The 17,617-nt window shown below is 63.5% G+C and carries 20 protein-coding genes; 6 read left to right on the plus strand and 14 right to left on the minus strand.

Annotated features, from left to right (window positions below; translation table 11 throughout):
• The first annotated feature begins 7 nt into the window (after positions 1-7).
• Positions 8-1,075, plus strand: a complete 1,068-nt coding sequence (ugpC, locus tag NKI97_RS00550) for a sn-glycerol-3-phosphate ABC transporter ATP-binding protein UgpC (protein WP_352832116.1) — start codon at positions 8-10, stop codon at positions 1,073-1,075.
• 22 nt (positions 1,076-1,097) lie between these two features.
• Here the strand turns inward: ugpC and NKI97_RS00555 are convergent, their stop codons facing one another.
• From NKI97_RS00555 to NKI97_RS00565, 3 genes are all read right to left on the minus strand, one after another.
• On the minus strand, positions 1,098-2,180 hold the full coding sequence (locus NKI97_RS00555; protein ID WP_352743791.1) for an ABC transporter ATP-binding protein: 1,083 nt from the start codon (positions 2,178-2,180) through the stop codon (positions 1,098-1,100).
• On the minus strand, positions 2,177-3,760 hold the full coding sequence (locus NKI97_RS00560) for an ABC transporter permease (RefSeq protein ID WP_352832118.1): 1,584 nt from the start codon (positions 3,758-3,760) through the stop codon (positions 2,177-2,179). Before NKI97_RS00560 ends, NKI97_RS00555 begins: the two co-directional genes overlap by 4 nt.
• 169 nt (positions 3,761-3,929) lie before the next feature.
• A complete protein-coding gene (locus NKI97_RS00565) occupies positions 3,930-4,937 on the minus strand; it encodes an iron ABC transporter substrate-binding protein (RefSeq protein WP_352452473.1) in 1,008 nt (335 codons plus the stop codon).
• 202 nt (positions 4,938-5,139) lie between these two features.
• On the opposite strand from NKI97_RS00565, the gene NKI97_RS00570 reads away from it, so the two are divergent.
• Together NKI97_RS00570 and NKI97_RS00575 are read left to right on the plus strand one after the other, a co-directional pair.
• On the plus strand, positions 5,140-5,682 hold the full coding sequence (locus NKI97_RS00570) for a sigma-70 family RNA polymerase sigma factor (RefSeq protein ID WP_352832121.1): 543 nt from the start codon (positions 5,140-5,142) through the stop codon (positions 5,680-5,682).
• A 1-nt stretch (position 5,683) separates the two neighbouring features.
• Positions 5,684-6,322 carry an NrsF family protein gene (locus NKI97_RS00575; RefSeq protein ID WP_352832124.1) on the plus strand — a complete coding sequence of 213 codons (639 nt, stop codon included), beginning with the start codon at positions 5,684-5,686 and terminating at the stop codon, positions 6,320-6,322.
• A gap of 8 nt (positions 6,323-6,330) precedes the next feature.
• Here NKI97_RS00575 and NKI97_RS00580 read toward each other — a convergent pair whose 3' ends face one another.
• The 7 genes from NKI97_RS00580 to NKI97_RS00610 form a co-directional block, all read right to left on the minus strand.
• The gene (locus NKI97_RS00580; RefSeq protein ID WP_352832127.1) at positions 6,331-7,209 is read right to left on the minus strand and encodes a 3-hydroxybutyryl-CoA dehydrogenase; all 879 of its coding nucleotides are present in this window, start codon (positions 7,207-7,209) and stop codon (positions 6,331-6,333) included.
• 114 nt (positions 7,210-7,323) lie between these two features.
• Positions 7,324-8,253, minus strand: a complete 930-nt coding sequence (locus tag NKI97_RS00585; RefSeq protein ID WP_352832130.1) for an electron transfer flavoprotein subunit alpha/FixB family protein — start codon at positions 8,251-8,253, stop codon at positions 7,324-7,326.
• 154 nt (positions 8,254-8,407) lie between these two features.
• A complete protein-coding gene (locus NKI97_RS00590) occupies positions 8,408-9,157 on the minus strand; it encodes an electron transfer flavoprotein subunit beta/FixA family protein (RefSeq protein WP_352452443.1) in 750 nt (249 codons plus the stop codon).
• Between the two features lie 208 nt (positions 9,158-9,365).
• The gene (locus tag NKI97_RS00595; RefSeq protein WP_352456677.1) at positions 9,366-10,169 is read right to left on the minus strand and encodes a rhomboid family intramembrane serine protease; all 804 of its coding nucleotides are present in this window, start codon (positions 10,167-10,169) and stop codon (positions 9,366-9,368) included.
• A gap of 25 nt (positions 10,170-10,194) precedes the next feature.
• Positions 10,195-10,776, minus strand: coding sequence for a cob(I)yrinic acid a,c-diamide adenosyltransferase (locus tag NKI97_RS00600; protein ID WP_023677949.1), 582 nt, complete (start codon positions 10,774-10,776; stop codon positions 10,195-10,197).
• A 29-nt stretch (positions 10,777-10,805) separates the two neighbouring features.
• Entirely contained in the window at positions 10,806-10,997 is a 192-nt protein-coding gene (locus tag NKI97_RS00605) for a twin transmembrane helix small protein (protein WP_023677950.1), read from the minus strand.
• Between the two features lie 23 nt (positions 10,998-11,020).
• Positions 11,021-11,887: an SDR family oxidoreductase gene (locus NKI97_RS00610; protein WP_352832133.1), complete on the minus strand. Its 867-nt coding sequence runs from the start codon at positions 11,885-11,887 to the stop codon at positions 11,021-11,023.
• 57 nt (positions 11,888-11,944) lie between these two features.
• Here NKI97_RS00610 and NKI97_RS00615 point away from each other — a divergent pair, with 57 nt between their 5' ends.
• Positions 11,945-12,799 (plus strand): YihY/virulence factor BrkB family protein, encoded by an 855-nt coding sequence (locus tag NKI97_RS00615; RefSeq protein WP_031212039.1) that lies wholly within the window; start codon positions 11,945-11,947, stop codon positions 12,797-12,799.
• Here the strand turns inward: NKI97_RS00615 and NKI97_RS00620 are convergent.
• Together NKI97_RS00620 and gluQRS are read right to left on the minus strand one after the other, a co-directional pair.
• Positions 12,766-13,656: a DMT family transporter gene (locus tag NKI97_RS00620; protein ID WP_023677953.1), complete on the minus strand. Its 891-nt coding sequence runs from the start codon at positions 13,654-13,656 to the stop codon at positions 12,766-12,768. The genes NKI97_RS00615 and NKI97_RS00620 overlap by 34 nt on opposite strands.
• Before the next feature lie 149 nt (positions 13,657-13,805).
• Positions 13,806-14,681 carry a tRNA glutamyl-Q(34) synthetase GluQRS gene (gene gluQRS / locus NKI97_RS00625; RefSeq protein WP_352452440.1) on the minus strand — a complete coding sequence of 292 codons (876 nt, stop codon included), beginning with the start codon at positions 14,679-14,681 and terminating at the stop codon, positions 13,806-13,808.
• Positions 14,682-14,803: 122 nt separating this feature from the next.
• On the opposite strand from gluQRS, the gene NKI97_RS00630 reads away from it, so the two are divergent.
• Both NKI97_RS00630 and NKI97_RS00635 read left to right on the plus strand, forming a co-directional pair.
• Positions 14,804-15,445: a DNA-3-methyladenine glycosylase family protein gene (locus tag NKI97_RS00630; RefSeq protein WP_023677955.1), complete on the plus strand. Its 642-nt coding sequence runs from the start codon at positions 14,804-14,806 to the stop codon at positions 15,443-15,445.
• A 129-nt stretch (positions 15,446-15,574) separates the two neighbouring features.
• Positions 15,575-16,132 (plus strand): HNH endonuclease, encoded by a 558-nt coding sequence (locus tag NKI97_RS00635; RefSeq protein WP_023677956.1) that lies wholly within the window; start codon positions 15,575-15,577, stop codon positions 16,130-16,132.
• Positions 16,133-16,288: 156 nt separating this feature from the next.
• Here NKI97_RS00635 and NKI97_RS00640 read toward each other — a convergent pair whose 3' ends face one another.
• Both NKI97_RS00640 and NKI97_RS00645 read right to left on the minus strand, forming a co-directional pair.
• A complete protein-coding gene (locus tag NKI97_RS00640; RefSeq protein ID WP_352452439.1) occupies positions 16,289-16,807 on the minus strand; it encodes a disulfide bond formation protein B in 519 nt (172 codons plus the stop codon).
• 29 nt (positions 16,808-16,836) lie between these two features.
• Complete coding sequence (locus NKI97_RS00645; RefSeq protein ID WP_023677958.1) at positions 16,837-17,424, minus strand: YqaA family protein; 588 nt, start codon at positions 17,422-17,424, stop codon at positions 16,837-16,839.
• Positions 17,425-17,617 lie beyond the last annotated feature (193 nt).

Below are 17,617 nucleotides of genomic sequence, written 5' to 3' on the forward strand. Positions count from 1 at the left end.
GAAGCCGATGGCGACCGTGGATCTGAAGGATGTCAGGAAAATCTATCCCAGCGGCGTCGAGGCCGTGAAGGGCGTTTCCATCGCCATTCCCGACAAGGAGCTTTGCGTGCTGGTCGGCCCCTCCGGCTGCGGCAAGTCTACGCTGCTGAGGATGATCGCCGGGCTGGAGACGATTTCTGCCGGTACAGTCGCCATCGACGGCAAGGTGGTCAACGCCATTGGCCCGACCGAGCGCGACATCGCCATGGTGTTCCAGAACTACGCGCTCTACCCACATATGAAGGTCTATGACAACATGGCCTATGGCCTGCGCAACCGCGGCACGCCGAATGACGAGATCGACAGCAGGGTACGCTCGACTGCCAAGGTGCTGGAGCTTTCGGCGCTGCTCGACCGGCGCCCGCGCGAGCTTTCCGGCGGTCAGCGCCAGCGCGTCGCCATGGGTCGCGCCATCGTGCGCAACCCGAAGGTCTTCCTGTTCGACGAACCGCTGTCCAACCTCGATGCGAAATTGCGCGGGCAGATGCGCATCGAGATCAAGAATCTGCAGCGCTCGCTTGGCGTCACCTCGGTTTATGTCACGCACGACCAACTTGAGGCGATGACGCTGGCCGACATCCTCGTCGTCATGAACGCCGGCCTGGTCGAGCAGACCGGCGCGCCGCTTGATGTGTACGAGAAACCGGCCTCGACCTTCGTCGCTTCGTTCATAGGCTCACCGCCGATGAATCTGCTGGCGCTCACAGGGGCCTCCCCAAGCTCGGTATTGGCGGACGGTACTGTGATTGGCTTGGCGCCTCGACAGGGCAAGGCAGTGACACTAGGCTTTCGTCCGGAGGACGCCGACATCACCTTCGCGGCAGAGGCGCCGGCCGGCGCGCTCGCGCTGCCGGCAACAGTGGAAGCGGTCGAACCGGTCGGTGCCGAAAGCTTTCTCCATTGCGTGGCAGCCGGCAGCCGCATCGTGGTGCGCGTCTCAGGCCGCGCCAGCGCCAAGCCAGGCGACCAATTGCGCGTCGTGGCCAGGTCCGAAAAGCTGCATTGGTTCGATCAGGCGGGCAAACGGGTCGATTGAAGTCGGCCTTGCGCAAAACCGTTCATGCAAACACATGCGCCTTGCCCGACACGGTCAGCCGGACGATCTCGCCGATCGCCGGCGCGTCCATGCCCGGCTTGCGCAGGATCAACGGCGTATTGCCGATGGCGGCGGCGTCGGGCGGATCGGGGCTGTTCAACAGACGCACCGCGATGGTGCACATCGAGCCGGCGAACTCCGAATCCGTCACCTCGCCGAACAGCATGTCCGGCGTGCCGGACATGCCTTCACGCGATGTGCGTTTCAGCAACACCTGCTCCGGCCGCAGCATGATGCGGGCGACGTCGCGCCGCTCCGAGCTGTCGACAGCGATGCGGCCGAGCGGCGAGATGGCGAAGCCATCGGCGATCCTTGCCGGCAGGACGATGGCGTCGCCAAGGAACTCGGCGACCATCCTGTCCTTCGGCTTGAAATAGAGCTCGCGCGGCGTGCCGACCTGCGAGAATTTGCCGTCGCGCATCACCGCGACCTGGCTGGCGAATGACAGCGCCTCGGCCTGGTCGTGGGTCACCAGGATGGTGGTGATGCCGGCGGTTTCAAGGAGCTCGGCCACGGCCTTGCGCATCGAGGCGCGCAGGCCGGTGTCGAGCGCCGAGAACGGCTCGTCGAGCAGCATCAGCCGCGGCTTCATGGCCATGGCGCGGGCGAGCGCGACGCGCTGCTGCTGGCCACCGGAGAGTTCGTGCGGACGGCGCTTCAGGATACCTTTGTCCAGCCCGACGACATAGGCGAGCTCGGCGATGCGCTCACTGCGCTTTTCCTCGTGACGCCCCATGCCGAAGCCGATATTGGCGGCGATGCTCAGATGCGGGAATAGAGCGCCGTCCTGCGCCACCAGCCCGATGCCGCGGCGATGCGCCGGCACGGCCGTGTCGCCATCGGCCAGCACCTCGCCATCAAGCACGATGCGGCCCTGGTCCGGCGCCTCGAAGCCGGCGATCAGCCGCAGCAAGGTGGTCTTGCCGCAACCGGACGGCCCGACGATTGCCGTACGGCTGCCGCTGGCCACGCTGAGGTCGACGCCGGCAAGTGCTGCGACGGGCCCGTAGTGCTTGTGGATGCCGCTCAGCTCGAGAAAGCTCATCGCCCGGCCATCCGCTTCGACTGGACATAGAGCAACCAGGTCAAAGGCAGCGACATCGCCACCATGATCAGGGCATAAGGCGCCGCCGACGCATAGTCGATCTCGCCGCTATAGGACCAGAACGCCATGGCCAGCGTGCGGGTGCCGTTGGGCGCCAGCATCTGGGTTGCGGTCAATTCGTTCATGATACCCAGCGCGACCAACGCCATGCCGGCTGCGGCGCCCGGCGCCGACAGGCGGATGGTCGTCGACCACAGCGCCTTGAGCGGCGACCGGCCGAGGCTGGAGGCGGCGCGTTCGAGCTCGACCGGCGCCTGTGCGATCGACGCCCTGAGGCTAATCAGAGCGCGCGGCAGGAACATCAGCGCATAGGCGACCAGGATGGTGAACAGGGTCTGGTAGAGCGGCATGGCGATACGCACGGCGATGGTGACCAGCGCCAGGGCGATGACAACGCCGGGCAAGGCGCCGACGATATAGTTGCAGCCCTCCAGGACGCGTTGCAGCCGCCCCGGCGCGCGGATCGAAATCCAGGCCATCGGCATTGCCGCGACGCTGGCGAGCAGCGCGCCGGCAATTGCTAGGAACAGCGTTTGGCCAAGCGCCAGGCCGATCTCGTCGAGCCGCCAGACATCGGCGCCGCCGGCCATGAGCCAGCGGCCGATAGTGGCGAACGGCACGCCGAGCGCCAGCAGCGTGGTAATGGCAGGCAGCAGCAGGCAAGGAATGGTGGCGCGCCCAAGGCCCGTGCGCTGCTGCTGGCGCGCAGCACCCGAACCGACGCGGGCATAGCGCTCCTCGCCGCGCACCAGCACCTCCAGCCCGAGCAGCACAAGGCAGCAGGTCACCAGCACGCCGGCCAGCATGTTGGCGGCGGGACCGTTGAAGGTCGACTGGAACTGGTCGACGATCGCGGTGGTGAAGGTGTCGAAGCGGATGAAGACATAGAGCCCATATTCGGCCAGGAGATGCAGGCCGACCAGCAGGGAGCCGCCGCAAATGGCGAGCCGGAGCTGCGGCAGCACGACGCGCCTGAACACACGCCACGGGCCGAGACCAAGGGCTGCCGCTGCATCCTCGAGAGCGGGATCGAGCCGGCGCAATGCCGCCGCCACCGGCAGATAAAGGAAGGGGAAATAGGCGATGACCGACACAAGCACGCCGGCCCACAGGCCGTGCAGTCTGGGCACCATGGTGACCCAGGCGTAACTGTGGACGAAGGCCGGAATGGCGAGCGGCGCCACCGACAGCCAGGCCCATAGGCGGGCACCCGGCAGATCGCTGCGCTCGGTCAGCCAGGCCAGCATGACCGACAGCACGATCGAGATCGGCACCGCCAACACCACCAGCAGGCTGGTGTTGACCAGAAGTTCGCCGACGCGCGGCCTGAACACCAGCGCCGCCACCGTTTCCCAGCCGGTCTGCACTGCCACCCAGACGATGAAGGCAAGCGGCAGCAGCGCGAAAAGCGAGACAAAGACGGCAGCCAACGCAATCCATGGGACCGACCAAGGACGTGCCCGCACGGCCGTGGCGTCGGCCGGCAAGCCTGGGCGTGCGAGATCGATCGCGGATTGCATCAGATCAGACGTTGCGCCAGCTCCGCCCGGAGGCGGAAACGATCGGCGGCGGATAATCTCGCGGGTAGCTTGGGGTCATAGGCAAATGCCATCTTGAAAACAGAGCGCTCCTGTGGAAAGCGAATTCCCACAGGAGCGCAGTCGGTTGCCCTTTTAGGACGAACGCCGGCTAAAGCAAGCCGGCCGCCGTCATCAGGTCGGTCACCTTTTTCGAGTTCAGCGTCGTCGGGTCGACTTTCGGCGCCTGCAGATCGGCCAGCGGCACCAGCTTCGGATTGGACTCGGCGCCCTTGCCGACTGCGTATTCGAACGAATCGCCTGTTTTCAGCACGTCCTGGCCGCCATTGCCGGTGACCCATTTCAGGAAAGCCTGCGCTTCCTTCGGGTGCTTGCTCGAGGCCAGCACGCCGCCGCCGGAAATCGACACGAAAGCACCGGGATCCTGATGCTTGAAATAGTGCAACTCGACGTTCTTGCTGTTCTCGCCGGTCTTGGCCTGATCGCCGTAGTAGTAATAGTGATAGATCACGCCGCCTTCGACCTCGCCGGCATTGACCGCCTTCATCACCGTGCTGTTGCCCTTATAGGCGGTAAAATTCTCCTTCATCGCCTTCAGCCATTCGGCCGTCGCCGCCTCACCCTTGAGCTGCAGAAGCGCGCTGACGATCGCCTGGAAATCGGCGCCGGAGGGCGAAGCGGCCCAGCGGCCCTTCCAGCTCGGATCGGCGAGATCGAGCAGCGATTTGGGCAGCTGGTCGGCGCTCAGCTTGGTCTTGTTGTAGGCAAAGACGGTGCTGCGCGCGGCAACGCCGACCCATTTGCCGCTCGCCGGCTGGTACTCCTGCGGAACCTGGGCCAGCGTCTCGGTGTCGACCGGTGCGAACAGGCCGGCCGCCTCGACCAATGCCATGGCCGGCGAATTCTCCGTCAGGAATACATCGGCGGGCGAAGCGGTGCCTTCCGCAACGATCTGATTGGAGAAATCGCTGTCGCCGCCATTGCGGACGGTAACCTTGATGCCGGTTTCCTTGGTAAATCCCTCCGCCCAGGCCTTGGTCAGGTTTTCGTGCTGGGCGTTGTAAACGACGATGCCCTCGTCCTCTGCTATTGCCGGGCCGGCGATCAGGCTGATTGCAAGTGCTGTCGCACCGGCAAGGGCGGAAAGAGCATATTTCATGGCGTCGTCCTCGATTTCGATGGTCTTTGGCTTGGCACGCTGCACCTACCAATACCTGACTGGTGCAGTCAACATTGCTGACCCACTCAATCGCTCAAAAGGAGCAAACTTTCGTGATGCTCAGCTAATTTGCCTTGGACATTATTTCGCCGGCCCCGTAACAAATCAGCGCCGAGACGCGAATATCGGGGAGTGAACTCTTGTGAGCGGCAAGGACGAAGCCGAGCTTTCACGGCTGCTGCGCGCCGCGATCGCCGGAGACGAAAGGGCCTATGCCGACTTTCTGCACCGGATCGCCGCGCTCGTTCGTGGCTTTGCCCGGCGCAAGATCGTGCAGGGCGGGGTGGATCCCGAGGATGTCGTGCAGGAAACCTTGCTGGCCATTCATGTGAAACGACACACCTGGCGCCATGATGCGCCGGTGCTGCCTTGGGTCTATGCAATAGCCCGCTTCAAGCTGATCGATGCGTTCCGGCGGCGCGGTCGGCGGATCGAGATCGAGATCGACGAAATCGCCGAGACCTTTGCCGTGCCGGAATCGGAGACGGTGAGCGAGCGCGACGTCAACCGGGCGCTCGACAGCCTGCCGCCGGCACAGCGTTCCGTCGTCTCGGCCGTATCGGTCGAAGGCCGGTCAATCGGTGAGACCGCGGCCAAATTCGGCATCAGCGAGACGGCTGTGCGGGTGTCACTGCACCGCGGGCTTGCCGCCATTGCCAAACGGTTCAGGACGGGGCGGGAATAACATGAGGACCGAAGATTTCATCAAGGCGCTCGACGCCGATGCCCGCAGCAAGGCGCTGCCGCTAGGCACCGCCTGGTGGCTTGCCGCCGGCGCGGCCATCGTGATCGCAGCCGCGGTTTTCTGGCTGACGATCGGCCCGCGCCCCGACATTGCGATCGCCATGCACACGATGCGGTTCCTGTCCAAATTCGTCTTCACGATTGCTCTTGCCGCCAGCGCCTTTGTCCTGGTGCGTGGGCTGTCGACGCCCGGTGCATCGACCGGCCGGGCGGTGAGCTGGATGGTCGCCGCGCCGCTGCTGGTGATTGCGGCTGTGATTCTCGAACTCTTCGCCGTGCCTGCGTCCGACTGGGGCACGCGCCTGGTCGGCACGAACATGGTCATCTGCCTGACCTTCATTCCGTTGATCGGGATCGGCCCGCTTGCCGTCTTTCTCGCGGTGCTGCGCCATGGCGCGCCGACAAGGCCGGTGCTTGCCGGTGCGGCCGCGGGCCTGCTTGCCGGCGGGCTGGCGGCGACCTTCTATGCGGCGCATTGCTTCGACGATTCGCCGCTTTTCGTCGGCACCTGGTATACGATCGCGGTCGCCATCCTTGCCGTGCTCGGGGCGCTCGGCGGACGACTTTTTGTGCGCTGGTAGCGAGGCGATCAGCGTGTCGGAACGGGATGCTCGCCGCGATAGTCGTAGAAGCCGCGCCCGGTCTTGCGGCCGAGCCAGCCGGCCTCGACATATTTGACCAGCAGCGGGCAGGGGCGGTATTTCGAATCCGACAGCCCGTCATGCAGCACCTGCATGATCGACAGGCAGGTATCGAGCCCGATGAAATCGGCAAGCTGCAGCGGCCCCATCGGATGGTTGGCGCCGAGCTTCATGGCGGTATCGATGGCGTCGACCGAGCCGACACCTTCATAGAGCGTGTAGATCGCCTCGTTGATCATCGGCAGCAGGATGCGGTTGACGATGAAGGCCGGGAAATCCTCCGAGACGGTGATCGTCTTGTCGAGCTGCTTCACATAGGTTTTTGCCGCCTCGAAGGTCTGGTCCTCGGTGGCGATGCCGCGCACCAGTTCGACCAGCTTCATCACCGGAACCGGATTCATGAAATGTATGCCGATGAAGCGTTCCGGCCGGTCGGTCTGCGAAGCCAGCCGTGTGATCGAGATCGATGACGTGTTCGTCGCCAGGATGGCCTCGGGGTTGAGCTGCGGGCAGAGCTGGGCATAGATCTTGCGCTTGACCGTCTCGTCCTCGGTCGCTGCTTCGATCACCAGATCGGCGCCCGCAAGGTCGGCCATGGTCGGTGCCGACGAAATGCGCGCCATCGCCTCATTGCGCAGCTTTTCCTCGAGTTTGCCGGAGCCGACCTGACGGGCCATGTTGCCGCTGATCGTAGCGATGCCCTTTTCGATGCGGTCGGGCGAAATATCGTAAACCAGCACCTTATAGCCCGCCAGCGCCGACACATGGGCGATGCCGCCACCCATCTGGCCCGCGCCGATGATGCCGATCGTCTCGATCTTGCTCATTACCCGATCCCGTCGAGGCCTTTGCGGCCCGTTTTTTGTGCAGTGCAAACTAAAAGGGCGGGGCGACTTCGTCTACCCCACCCCTCAGAATTTAATACGCTTTGGCAGAAGGCGTCAAAGCGCCTTTTGCAGTTCCGGCAGAATGACGAAGAGATCGCCGACGAGACCGTAGTCGGCGACCTGGAAGATCGGCGCTTCCTCGTCCTTGTTGATGGCAACGATCACCTTCGAATCCTTCATGCCGGCAAGGTGCTGGATGGCACCGGAGATGCCGACGGCAATATAAAGGTCGGGCGCTACCACCTTGCCGGTCTGGCCGACCTGCCAGTCGTTCGGCGCATAGCCGGCATCGACGGCGGCGCGAGATGCGCCAACCGCCGCACCGAGCTTGTCGGCGACCGGCAGGATGACCTCCTGGAACTTCTCGGAGGAGCCCAGCGCACGGCCGCCCGAGATGATGATCTTGGCCGAGGTCAGCTCTGGACGGTCGGTCTCGGAGAGCTTGTTCTCGACAAAGCTCGACAGGCCGGGATTGGCCGCCGCCTGGACCGTCTCGACCGGCGCGGAACCGCCCTCGGGCGCTGCCTGGAAGGAAGCGGTACGCACCGTGATGACCTTCTTGGCGTCACTGGACTGCACCGTCTGGATGGCGTTGCCGGCATAGATCGGCCGCTTGAAGGTGTCGGACGACACGACTTCGATGATTTCAGATATCTGGGCGACATCGAGCAGCGCCGCCACGCGGGGCGCGACGTTCTTGCCCGACGAGGTCGCCGGCGCGATGATCGTCTCGTATGGCTCAGCAAGCGAAACGACGAGTGCCGCCAGCGGTTCGGCGAGACGCTCGGTCAGTTCGTCGGCGTCGGCGAGCAGCACCTTGGTGACGCCCTTGAGCTTGGCGGCGGCGTCCGCTGCCGGCTTGGCACCTTTGCCGGCAACCAGCACATGCACGTCCGAACCGATCTGCAGCGCCGCCGAAAGCGCCTTGGCGGTCTGGTCGGAAAGCGCAGCGTTGTCGTGTTCGGCAATCAGAAGAATAGCCATGATGTTTTCCTGACTTTCGTCTTCGAGGCTCCTGAAATCCGGTCAGGCCGAGCCGAAAACGGTTGGTTTCGAGAACCGGAGCGGAGCGTACTTCAGTACGTGAGCACCGGAAGCGGAGAAACCGGCCGTTGCAGGCCGGCCTCATCGGATTTCCTTAGAGCACGCCGGCTTCGTTCTTCAGCTTGTCTACCAGTTCGGCGACGCTCTTGACCTTGACGCCCGCCTTGCGGCCGCCCGGCTCCTCGGTCTTGATCACTTTAAGCCGTGGCTTGACGTCGGCGCCGTAATCGGCAGGGCTCTTCTCGTCGAGCGGCTTCTTCTTGGCCTTCATGATGTTGGGCAGAGACGCGTAGCGTGGCTGGTTCAGCCGCAAATCGGCCGTGACGATCGCCGGCATCTTCAGTTCCAGCGTCTGCAGGCCGCCATCGACCTCGCGCGTCACCGTGGCCTTGTCACCGTCGAGCACGATCTTGGAGGCGAAGGTGCCCTGCGCCCAGCCGAGAAGTGCGGCCAGCATCTGGCCGGTCTGGTTGGAATCGTCGTCGATCGCCTGCTTGCCGAGAATGACAAGGCCGGGCTGTTCTGCCTCGACGACGCCCTTCAGCACCTTGGCGACGCCCAGCGGCTCAGTCTGCTCGTCGGTCTTGACCAGGATGGCGCGGTCGGCGCCCATGGCGAGCGCCGTGCGCAAGGTCTCCTGTGCCTGCTGCGGCCCGATCGACACGACGATGATCTCTTCGGCCCTGCCAGCTTCCTTCAGCCGGATCGCCTCTTCGACCGCGATCTCGTCGAACGGGTTCATCGCCATCTTGACGTTGGCGAGTTCCACCGCCGAACCGTCCGCCTTCACCCGGACCTTGACGTTCGCATCCACAACCCGCTTCACGGGCACAAGGATCTTCATTTGCCTGTCACCTCTTTCACGATAGTCTCTTCACGCTCGTCGGGCGCGCTATAGCAGCGTGCACCTCTTCAGAGTTGTCGAAAGCCGACATTCCGGACGGAATTCTGGTCTTCGCCACGCCAGTAGGGTGGCTGTTCCGTAGTTGCGGCGATCCCGCGCGTCAATATCCGGGGCGCACTCGGATCCTCGGCGAAGCACTCAAATCGGTTCAGTCCGGACCGGAAACGGTCCCTCGGCCCCAGCGCGGCGCCGGCTGCGCAGGTTGTGGGTCGCTTGGCGCCGGCTCCACGGCTACGGGCACCGGACCGGCGACCACGGCCGGCTCCTCGTCTGCGCCGGCGAGTAGCGGTACGCCGCGGCTGCGCAAGACAAGCACCAGCACGGCTCCAGCGATGATGCCGCCGATATGGCAGGCCCAGGAAACCTGATCCTCGCCCCCCTGGGCGAACATGAAGATCTGGAACAGGATCCACAGGATCAGCGGGATGAAGGCCGGGATGCGCAACGGAATGCGCGCGAAAACCAGCACCCATACCTTCACCCGCGGATAAAGGATCAGATAGGCGGCGACCACACCGGCGATGGCGCCCGACGCGCCAATCAGCGGCACCTGCGAATCCCAGGCAACCAGACCCTGGAAGAAAGCGCCGGCGATGGCGCAAAGCAGGTAGAAGACGAGGTAGCGGACATGGCCGAGTGCATCCTCGACATTGTCGCCGAACACCCACAGGAACAGCATGTTGCCGCCGAGGTGGAAGATATCCGCGTGCAGGAAGGAATAGGTCAGATAGCTCAGGCTCTCCGGAATGACGACAAATTGCGGAGCGAGCTCGACGCTGTCATGCACAACCGACGGGATGAAACCGAGGCCCAGCACCGCGGCGTTGGCGAAATCCTCGCCGCCCAGTGTGGTGACAAAGTAGATCAGCACGTTGAGCGCGATCAGGCTGATCGTTACATATTGCAGCTTGATGTGCCGCAGCCGGTTGGTGTCGTAAAGCGGGATGAACATCGGGCCTCTCCCGCTTCCGGCGGATTCAGCGGTTCTTGCCGGGAACCCATAGCACGTCGGCATTTCCATTGTCATTGACCGCGCGTGCGGCGACGAACAGAAAGTCCGAGACACGGTTGATGTATCTTATCGCCTCGCGGTTGACGTGCTCGTCCGGGTCTTGCGACAGCGCCACCATGATGCGCTCGGCGCGGCGGGCCACCGTGCGGGCGAGGTGAAGGGCAGCCGCTGCCGGCGTACCGCCGTTGAGCACGAAGGATTTGAGCGGCTCAAGGTCCTTGTTGAGGAGATCGATGTCCTGTTCGATGCGGTCGGTCTGCGAGGCGATGATGCGCAACGGCTCGTAGTCGAGCGGCTTGCCATTATCGGGGACTGCCAGATCGGCGCCGAGGTCGAAAAGGTCGTTCTGGATGCGGCCGAGCATCGCATCGATCGCCGGATTTACTGCCGCGGTATGAATGCGGGCCATGCCGATGCAGGCATTGGCCTCGTCGACCGTGCCGTAGGCGTCGATGCGAAGGTCGGATTTCAGCCGCCGCTCGCCAGAGCCGAGACCGGTGGTGCCATCGTCGCCAGTGCGGGTGTAGATCTTGTTGAGCTTGACCACGGGTTACCTCCCGGCTGGTGGCTGCTGCGTCACTTACGGGTGAAATACACCGCCAGCATGATCAGCACCAAGGCCACGAACTGCAAGAGCACGCGCGTCTGCATCAGCTTGTTGGAGGTCATGCTGGAGCCGCCGCGCATCATGTTGATGAGGCCGCGGATCAGCACGATCACCACGGCGACCATGACGAGAACGGCGAGGATGTTGAAAACGGTTGCCATGGTGTGTTCCAGTTGGATTGCGTTCAGGCGCGTTTGGCGAGCAGACGGTAGAGTACCGATGGCGGCAGGATGCGTTTAAGGATCGCGCCGATCCTGGCCGGCACTGTTACCACATAATGCGGGCGCGGGCGCCGCGACAGAAGCGCATGATGCAAGGCGGAATAAACCACCTCCGGCCCGGGCTTCAGCCGCGATGTGCTGCCGCCGGCCCGCAGCCGTTTGAGTTGCGCCGCATAGGCGAGACGATGAACGGACTTCTCGTGATCGATATTTGCCAGGAACCACGCAAGGCTGTTGCTGGCGATCTTCGATTTCACCGGCCCCGGCTCGATCAGCGAAACATGGATTCCGCTGCCGAGGAGTTCTTGGTAGAGGGACAGCATCAGCCCTTCGATAGCGTGCTTCGATGCCGAGTAGGCGCCGCGGAAAGGCACCGGCGCCAGGCCGAGGATCGATGAGCAATGAACGAGACGACCATGGCCTTGGCGGCGCATCACCGGTACGACACGGCGAGTGAGGTCATGCCAGCCAAAGACATTGGCCTCGAACTGCTGCCGTAAAGCCTCGACCGGCAGGTCCTCGACGGCGCCGGGCTGTCCGTAGGCGCCATTGTTGAAGAGCGCATCGAGCCGGCCGTCGGTCCGTTCCAGCACCGACGCCACCAGCGCCTCGATCGATCCGGACTCGGTGTAGTCCAGATAAAAGGCCTCGATGCCGTCGGCCTCGAGCGCAGCGATATCTTCGGGCTTTCGGGCCGTTGCGAACACCCGCCAGCCTTCCTTCTTAAGAGCATGGGCGCAATAGGCGCCTATACCGGAAGAGGCACCTGTGACAATGATGGTGCGCAACTCTTCTCCGGGAGGAATGGTGGTTTGGCCTAGGGTTGTCATTTACCGCAAACCCTTCCCATATTCGCGGCGTCGGGACAATCGAAGGGAACGCGGTTCTTGTTGCGGAAGATCGTAGCCCTCAAACGCGTCCTCTACGACGCGCTCGGCCATTTCAACACCGACGACGGCTGGGCAATGGCCAGCCATCTGGCGATCACCGCGCTGATGGCGCTTTTTCCTTTCCTGATCTTCGCCACGACGCTGGCGAGTTTTTTCGGCGCGCAGGCTTTCGCCGACACCGCCGTGCACCTTGTGTTCGACACATGGCCCGAGCAGATCGCCAAACCGATCGCGCGCGAGGTGCTCAACGTGCTTACCGTCCGGCGCAGTGACCTGTTGACCTACGGTATCGTGCTTGCCGGATATTTCGCCTCGAACGGCATCGAGGCGCTGCGCACCTCGCTCAACCGGGCCTATCGTGTCTCGGAAACGCGCGGCATCATCTATCGGCGGGTGCAGAGTATCATCTTCGTGCTGATCGCGACGGCCGGGTTTTTGGCGATCAGCGTGCTGCTGGTCTTCGCGCCATTGCTGGCACGGCTGGCCGAGTCGCATTTCGAATGGATAAAACCCTATATGGGCACGATCACGCTGTGGCGTTACGTCATCGCCTCGGTAGTCATCATCGGCGGCCTGTTCGCCGTGCATTTCTGGTTGCCGGCCGGCAAGCGCCGCCTCGTTTCGATCGTGCCTGGCATCATCTTCACGCTGGTCGGCTGGCTCATCGGGTCGACCATCTTCGCCGCCTATCTCGATCATTTCTCGTCCTATGTGACGACCTATGCCGGCCTCGCCTCGATCATGATCGCCGTCGTGTTCCTCTATATCGTCTCAGCGATCTTCATCCTCGGTGGCGAGCTCAACGCCGCGATCAGCCGCTATTTAGAGGCGCGTGCCCGCGTCGGCGGCTGAGCCGTCGCCAGCCCGACGCCGAGCGTCGCGATCGCCATGCCGGCGATCTGGAGCGGGCTCAAGTGCTCACCGAACAATGCCCAGGCGATGACCGCGGTGACAGCCGGCACGAGGTAAAACAGCGAGGCGACCTTCGACATTTCGCCGTCGCGGATCATCACCATCAACAGGAAGATGGCTCCGATCGACAGCACCAGCACGAGCCAGGCCATGGCGAAGATCAGTTCGCCGTTGACGATGACCGTTCGGGTCTCGAAGGCGAGCGAGGCCAGAGCCATCACCGATGCGCCGCCGACATATTGCCAGAACGTGGCAGCCACCAGATCGCCGCCGGAAGCAAAGCGCTTCTGCCAGATGGTGCCGGCGCTCATGCCGAGTACCGAGACCAGCGAGGCGCCCAGTGTCTCGGCCGTCACGCCGCCGCCGAGCGCACCGAGCTTCGGCCAAAGCACGATCACCACGCCGATCAACCCGAGGCCGAGACCGGCCCAGTGGCGCGGCAGGATGGCCTCGCCGAGAAGCCGGCCGGCGAGCACTGCCGTGATCAGCGGCTGCAGGCCGACGATCAGGGCTGAAAGTCCGGCGGGCATGCCCCGGTGGATTGCCCAGAACACGCCGCCGAGATAGATGCCATGCATCAGGATGCCGGCACCGGTCGCGTGCAGCGCCTCATCGCGGGTGGCGCGGCTCGAACCAAGTGCGGCCATCAAAGCGACAAGCAGGATTGCGGCCAGGACAAAGCGCGCGGCCAGGAACGTAAAGGGCTCCGCCCACGGCATGGCATAGCGCGCGCCGATGAAGCCGGTCGCCCACAGGACGACGAAAGAGGCGGGGATGAACCGCTTGAGGCTGTGCATTTCCGGAGGCCGCGATGAATTCGGGTGAGGGATCGACTGCGGCGACTGCTTAATGCCGTTCGGGCCGGCAAGCAAAACCAAACGGTTGATCCATAGAGTCATTTGAATTGAAGGAGCGCCGTTGATGGCCGCGAGCTCACCGGTCTAGTCTAGAGACCGACCAGCCACTTGAGATCGGCGGGCGATGCGCCCGCCTTACGCTGGGCGGCAAGGCCGGTATCGCCAAGGCTCTTCGACAGTTTTCGTCCGTCCGGGCCGAGGATCAGGCGATGGTGAAAATAGGCCGGCTGCGGCAGGCCAAGCAGTTGCTGAAGCAGCCGCTGCACGCTGGTCGCGGAATAAAGGTCCTGGCCGCGCACGACATGGCTGACGCCCTGCAGCGCGTCGTCCATGGTGACGGCGAGGTGATAACTGGTCGGGATTTCGCGGCGCGCCACGACCACATCGCCCCAATCCTGCGGATGGGCTTCGACACGACGCGTCGCGGAGAGCGTCTCGTCCGTGTATTCGGCCCATGACAGGTCCTTGCCGGCGCGCGCTATTGCCGCATCGACGTCCAGCCGCCAGGCAAATGGCACATTTTCGGCGACGCGCCGCTCGCGTTCGCTCGCCGTCAACGCCTTGTCGGCGGCGGGATAGAGCGGCACGCCGTCCGGGTCGCGCGGCCAGTCGCGGCCACGCTTCTCGCTGTCGGCGATAAAGGCGCGGATCTCACTTCTGCTCATGAAGGCCGGGTAGACAAGTTCTTCCTTGATCAGCCGCTCGAGCATCGCCCGATATTCGGCAAAATGCTCGGACTGGCGGCGCACCGGTTCCTCCCAGCCAAGCCCCAGCCATTTCAGGTCGCGAAAAATGCCTGCCTCGAATTCCGGCGTGCAGCGCGTCGTGTCGATATCCTCGACGCGCAGCAGCAGGCGTCCGCCCGCCGCCTTTGCCAATTTCTGATTGAGCAGCGCCGAATAGGCATGGCCGAGATGCAGTTCGCCGTTCGGGCTCGGCGCGAAGCGGAATGTCAGCAGTGTCATTGTCCGGCGGCAATCGGGTTGTGTGGCGCTTTCGCCAATTGCTACTTTGCGCCGGTGGCGTCGTGCGTCCAGAGGGACACGTGACGAAGCGTGCGGCACTTTTGATTTTGGAACAAGCAGACATGCAACGCATCGCCAGTCTCGACGACATTGCGCAAGGGCTGGATAGGCTATGCTTGCTCGACCCACGCCTGGAAAAAGTGCGCGGCATGGCCGGCGAGGTGCCGCTCAGGCTGTCGGAGCCGGGGTTCAGGAGCCTTGCCTCGATCGTCGTTTCACAACAAGTGTCCCGCGCGAGCGCCGATGCCATCTTCGGCCGGCTGACGAGACTGCTCGATCCGCTGACGCCGCAGGCGATACTTGCCGCCGACGAGGCGATCTTTCGCGAGGCCGGGCTGTCGCGGCCCAAGCAGCGCGGCCTGGTTGCCGTCGCCCGGGCGGTGGCCGAGGGACTCGACCTCGATCACCTGTGCCGGCTCGATGCAAGCGAGGCGATCGCGGCCATGACCAAGGTGCCGGGCATCGGCTCGTGGACGGCTGAAGTCTACCTTTTGTTTGCCGCCGGACACCCAGATATCTTTCCGGCGCGCGACGTAGCATTGCAGAGCGCGGTCGGCCATGCGCTCGGCATCGACCCGCGTCCGCCGGAGAAAATGCTGATCCGGCTTGCCGAATCATGGAGCCCGTGGCGCGGTGTCGCATCGCGGCTTTTCTGGGCTTATTATCGCGAATTGAAGGGCAGGGATGCCGCGCCTCCGGCCTGAATCCGCAAAAAAGCATTGAAATCATGCGTTTTTGAGACCCGGCATGATCGACAATCCGCTTCACATCCCTGTCATGTCGGGCTTACAGTATCCGCGTCGACCGGTTCTAGGGTGAAGGAGGTCAACGACGTGACGGTTGCCGTATCTCCGGATGGGCTTCCAGCGCTGGTGCTGAATGCGGATTACCGTCCGCTCAGCTATTACCCCCTGTCGCTCTGGTCCTGGCAGGATGCCATCAAGGCGGTGTTCCTCGAGAGGGTGAACATCGTCGCCGAATACGAACACGCCGTCTCTTCACCGACCTTTTCGATGAAGCTGCCGAGCGTCGTCAGCCTGAAGGCTTACGTGAAGCCGTCGAGGCATCCGGCGTTTACCCGTTTCAACGTCTTCCTGCGTGACCGTTTCCAATGCCAATATTGCGGCACGCCGGACGATCTGACGTTCGACCATGTCATTCCTCGCCATCGCGGCGGCGCCACGACCTGGGAGAATGTCGTCGCTGCCTGCTCGCCCTGCAATCTGAGGAAGGGCGGCATGATGCCGGCCCACGCCAAGATGTGGCCGCTGCAGAAGCCCTACCAGCCGACGGTGCATGATTTGCATAATAACGGCCGGCTGTTCCCGCCCAACCATCTACACGAAAGCTGGATGGATTATCTGTACTGGGATGTCGAACTCGAACCATAGAGTTCGGCAGAAATCCGCCATGCCGGTCGCCTGACGCAGCTTTCCGCGCTTCCGGTGCTCACGTACTTTAGACTAGTACGCTCCGCTCCGGTTCTCGAAAGCCACGTCATGCACTCCGGCCTGACGAATTTCTGGACGAACTCTGCGTTGTGCCGCTCAGTCGCGGGCGAAGGCGCTGCGGAAGGCTACGACCGTCAGGACAAAGCTGGCGATGGCGTTCCAGCCGGCCAGCGACAGGCCGAGGATGCGGAGCGCCGCCTTGTCGCAGGAGGGCGGGACGAATTTGTCGAGCGCATCGAGCACGCCCTTGCCGCCGGTGTCCACCGGCCCGGCGGCTGCGGTGCAATCGGTCGGGCCTGGCCACCACGCCCATTCGACGCCGGAGTGATAAACGCCGAGATAGACGCCGTAGAGCATCAGCAGGCCGCCAATAGCCAGCAGGCCACGGCTTACCCAGGCTGGCGCGTGAAGAGCCGACGCAAGCACCGCCAGCAGCATCAAGGGCACGCCGACGTAGTAAGGCGTGCGCTGCTCGAGGCAGAGCTTGCAGGGGATGTAGCCGCCGAGATACTGGAAGGCCAGCGCCGAGCCGACCGTGGCGGCCATGGCGACAGCGAGAAACAGGGCGGTGCGCAGCCGCTGGCGTCCGGTATCGGCATTCACGGTCGCTGTCATCGGACTCAGTCCATTCGGTTCGATGCCGTTCAGACGGCGTATTTGACGACAATATAGAGCAAAATCAGGGCAGCGGCGGCGGCGCCTGCAATCTGGCCAAGGCGCTTTTCGATGAAGTGGCGGATCGGCTCGCCATAGCGGCGCAACAGCCACGCGAGAAACAGGAAGCGAGCACCGCGCGCCACGATTGCCAGCACGATGAACAGCAGCAAAGGAACACCGATGACGCCCGACAGGATCGTCACAACCTTGATCGGCGGCAGATGGGCGAGGCCGGAGGTGACCAGCATCAGGATGATGAAGCCGACACCCGATGAGACGCGCATCGCTTCGAACTCGTCATATTTGCCATAAAATTCGAGGATCGGCCGCGCCACCGCATCATAGGCATAATGGCCGATGAACCAGCCGGCGATGCCGCCCAGCACCGAGGCGACGGTGGCGACCAGCGCGTAACGATAGGCGCGATCCGGCCGCGACAGCGCCATCGGCAGATAGAGGACGTCGGCCGGCACCAGGAACACCGAGCTCTCGACGAAGGCGATGAAGGCCAGCCACCATTCGGCGGATTTGCTCGCCGCCAGCGACAAGGTCCAGTCGTAAAGTCCGCGAAGCATCGGCACTCCTAATGCACGCCCAAACCAGAAGCGGTCTTGGGATCACGACATGTACAAACAAGACTTGGAAGCGCCCCGCATCAACCTCGTCGGACAAGGTGCGCTTCAATGACATGCGCCGCCTGTCTAGAAAGATTTTCCGCGCTGCACAATGGCAGCTGCTTCACGAAATCGAAAGGCTGAGGCTTGAGCG

Origin of the sequence: Mesorhizobium sp. M0296 (assembly GCF_040321675.1) — a bacterium.
Lineage (GTDB): Bacteria > Pseudomonadota > Alphaproteobacteria > Rhizobiales > Rhizobiaceae > Mesorhizobium.

Bases quoted from the DNA above. Each gene is read 5' to 3' on its own strand.
- ugpC (WP_352832116.1), top strand. From the start codon at position 8: ATGGCGACCGTGGATCTGAAGGATGTCAGGAAAATCTATCCCAGCGGC.
- NKI97_RS00555 (WP_352743791.1), bottom strand. From the start codon at position 2,180: ATGAGCTTTCTCGAGCTGAGCGGCATCCACAAGCACTACGGGCCCGTC.
- NKI97_RS00560 (WP_352832118.1), bottom strand. From the start codon at position 3,760: ATGCAATCCGCGATCGATCTCGCACGCCCAGGCTTGCCGGCCGACGCC.
- NKI97_RS00565 (WP_352452473.1), bottom strand. From the start codon at position 4,937: ATGAAATATGCTCTTTCCGCCCTTGCCGGTGCGACAGCACTTGCAATC.
- NKI97_RS00575 (WP_352832124.1), top strand. From the start codon at position 5,684: ATGAGGACCGAAGATTTCATCAAGGCGCTCGACGCCGATGCCCGCAGC.
- NKI97_RS00580 (WP_352832127.1), bottom strand. From the start codon at position 7,209: ATGAGCAAGATCGAGACGATCGGCATCATCGGCGCGGGCCAGATGGGT.
- NKI97_RS00585 (WP_352832130.1), bottom strand. From the start codon at position 8,253: ATGGCTATTCTTCTGATTGCCGAACACGACAACGCTGCGCTTTCCGAC.
- NKI97_RS00590 (WP_352452443.1), bottom strand. From the start codon at position 9,157: ATGAAGATCCTTGTGCCCGTGAAGCGGGTTGTGGATGCGAACGTCAAG.
- NKI97_RS00595 (WP_352456677.1), bottom strand. From the start codon at position 10,169: ATGTTCATCCCGCTTTACGACACCAACCGGCTGCGGCACATCAAGCTG.
- NKI97_RS00605 (WP_023677950.1), bottom strand. From the start codon at position 10,997: ATGGCAACCGTTTTCAACATCCTCGCCGTTCTCGTCATGGTCGCCGTG.
- NKI97_RS00610 (WP_352832133.1), bottom strand. From the start codon at position 11,887: ATGACAACCCTAGGCCAAACCACCATTCCTCCCGGAGAAGAGTTGCGC.
- NKI97_RS00620 (WP_023677953.1), bottom strand. From the start codon at position 13,656: ATGCACAGCCTCAAGCGGTTCATCCCCGCCTCTTTCGTCGTCCTGTGG.
- gluQRS (WP_352452440.1), bottom strand. From the start codon at position 14,681: ATGACACTGCTGACATTCCGCTTCGCGCCGAGCCCGAACGGCGAACTG.
- NKI97_RS00630 (WP_023677955.1), top strand. From the start codon at position 14,804: ATGCAACGCATCGCCAGTCTCGACGACATTGCGCAAGGGCTGGATAGG.
- NKI97_RS00640 (WP_352452439.1), bottom strand. From the start codon at position 16,807: ATGACAGCGACCGTGAATGCCGATACCGGACGCCAGCGGCTGCGCACC.
- NKI97_RS00645 (WP_023677958.1), bottom strand. From the start codon at position 17,424: ATGCTTCGCGGACTTTACGACTGGACCTTGTCGCTGGCGGCGAGCAAA.